Annotated in this window: 2 protein-coding genes and 1 pseudogene; 1 reads left to right on the top strand and 2 read right to left on the bottom strand. The window is 73.8% G+C overall.

The features are described from left to right. Nucleotides 1-322: pseudogene (locus AX737_RS26275) on the bottom strand (hypothetical protein); the annotation flags it as partial. Between the two features lie 209 nt (nucleotides 323-531). Here AX737_RS26275 and AX737_RS26270 point away from each other — a divergent pair. Further along, the gene (locus tag AX737_RS26270; RefSeq protein ID WP_066926610.1) at nucleotides 532-909 is read left to right on the top strand and encodes a hypothetical protein; all 378 of its coding nucleotides are present in this window, start codon (nucleotides 532-534) and stop codon (nucleotides 907-909) included. A 21-nt stretch (nucleotides 910-930) separates the two neighbouring features. Here the strand turns inward: AX737_RS26270 and AX737_RS26265 are convergent, their stop codons facing one another. Further along, nucleotides 931-1,227: a hypothetical protein gene (locus tag AX737_RS26265; RefSeq protein WP_066926608.1), complete on the bottom strand. Its 297-nt coding sequence runs from the start codon at nucleotides 1,225-1,227 to the stop codon at nucleotides 931-933. Nucleotides 1,228-1,690 lie beyond the last annotated feature (463 nt).

Here is a 1,690-nt window from a genome sequence, read left to right as displayed (position 1 = left end):
GGCGGGCGTAGCCGATGCCGCGGGTGCCGCCGTAGAGGTCGGCGATGCGCAGGCGCTCCACGAAGGCGGCGAATTCCGGCCGCGTCACCCGCTCGCTCGCGGCGAGCAGCCCGGCCGCGCCGCGCAGCAGCGCGACGTAGGTCTCCAGGCGCTCGCGGATGCGGTTGACCTGCTGCCCGGCGAGGCGCTCGAAGCGCTCGTGATCGCGCCGCTCGCTCGCGCCCTTGAGCTGCAGCGCGGCAGCCCCGGCGGCGAGGAGGCCGACGAGCAGGACCATCAGGGGGAGGATGAAGTGCCGGGACGCGGCCGCCCTGTGCGGCACCGGGGCTCCGGATGGCGTGGCGGGCGGGATGGCGCGGTTCCTGCGGCTCGGGGGCTCGGCGAGGCCGCTCTCTGCCATCTCGGCGGGCCGAGCGCCAGCATCGATCCTAAGATAGGGTCGACGGTGGGCGGCACGCAGCCCGCATGCCGGTCCGGGCGTTCCGGTATCGGCGCCTCGTCGATGCCCTCGCCGCGATTCCGGAGCAGCCCTTGGACAGCCTCGCCGACCATCTCGCCCGCGCCGCCGAGGAAGGGCGCCGCCGGGCCAGGAGCTTTCCCGGCCGGATCGGGCGCGACGCCCTCCCCTTCGCGGTCCTGGAGGCCTTCGACGCGGATGTGCGCGGCCATCTCGAGCGCGACGGCCGGATCGAGGACGAGCGCGACCGGGTGCTGATCGCCGCCGTGAAGCTCGCCGAGACGCCGCCCGAGGAGGGCGACGCGGCCGTGGAACAGGCCCGCGCGGGCCTCATCGACGCGCTCGACTTCTTGGAGCAGGCCGTCCTGCGGCTCGGGATCGTCAACCGCCGGGCCGCGAAGGCCGGGCTGGGGACGGCTGGGGGGCCGGTGGCCGAACCCGGCGGTCCCTGAACGGGGCCGCCGGGGGCAGGCTCAGAACCGGGCGCCCTGGTTGGCGCCGATGCCGCCGAGGCCGATCCCGGTATTGGCACTCCGGCCGGAGCCGCCGCCCATGTTGCCGATGCCGCCGTGGCGGCTGCTGATACCCTGACCGCGCAGGATGCCGGTCGGATCGCGCGGGCCGACCGCGCGGCCGAACTCAACGGTCTGGGGCGGTGCCACGATGCCTCTTCTATCGCCGTAGCCGCTCCAGCGACCGTTCTGCGCGCCGACGAGACTTGGAACGAGGGCGAGGGCGAAAGCCGCGACAAGTGCCGTTTTGCCGATCATCCTGATCATCCTTCGTGCAACGTTGGTCTATACGAAGATCAACGCCGCGCGGCAGATGATTATTCCGAAGGCAATATGGGCTAGAAAATAGGCAGGTGTGCTCTCGCACGAGGCAGCCTGATGAGGCCCGGCGGGCCGGAACGGATCCGGACATCCCGTTGTCCGGCGCTCTCCGAGCCGACCTCGGCCGGGACGGATCCCCGGCCCGCGCCGCGCTCCGGGCGGCGCCTTGCCTCGCCGCGGCTCAGCGCCGTTCGCCGGGTTTCCCGGCGCACGGTCGGCCTCCGGGGCGGCGACGCCCGCGAACCTCGTCCGCTGGGGCTGGCCGCGGGGCCCGATCCTCAGATCTCGGTCTCGCGGCGGACGATCGCGTCCTCGCCGCTGCCGGACTGCGCGAGCCCGACATCGGGGCGCTCGTCCGTACCGAGCGGCTCGTTGGTCGGCGGCTCGGCGGGGCCGGTTC

This window comes from Methylobacterium sp. CCH5-D2 (assembly GCF_001556475.1).
GTDB lineage: Bacteria > Pseudomonadota > Alphaproteobacteria > Rhizobiales > Beijerinckiaceae > Methylobacterium > Methylobacterium hispanicum.
This window is presented reverse-complemented; position numbering and strand designations above follow the sequence as displayed.